Annotated in this window: 1 protein-coding gene; it reads left to right on the plus strand. The window is 63.3% G+C overall.

The genetic code is table 11. The features are described from left to right. Positions 1-210: cell wall hydrolase (locus L6D63_RS28475; RefSeq protein WP_236170519.1), on the plus strand; the 210-nt coding region annotated here is incomplete at its 5' end. Positions 211-324: the final 114 nt, after the last annotated feature.

A 324-nucleotide genomic window follows, 5' to 3' on the forward strand; every position in this document is an offset into this window, starting at 1 on the left:
CAGTTCCTGATCGGCGTAAAGGAAATCCCGTTTCGCGAGCTGGCGCAATGCCGAATCGCTGCTGATCAAGTGATCGACGGCAAGGTGCCGGATCCCACCGGCGGCGCCACGCATTACTACGCTACCAGCATCAAGGCGCCGGCCTGGGCGGCGAAGGCAAAGCAGACGCTCAAGTTGGGCGGCCACGTCTTCTTCAAGGATGTGCCGTGATGGTCGTTCCGTGGAAAGCGGTTGGCGTGCTGGCGCTGGTGCTGATCGGCGCTGGCAGCGCCTGGCAGTTTCAGGACTGGCGCTACGGCAAGCAGTTGGCCGAGCAGTCCCAGC

The sequence above is a fragment of the Pseudomonas parakoreensis genome (genome assembly GCF_021602155.1).
Taxonomy (GTDB): Bacteria; Pseudomonadota; Gammaproteobacteria; order Pseudomonadales; family Pseudomonadaceae; genus Aquipseudomonas; species Aquipseudomonas parakoreensis.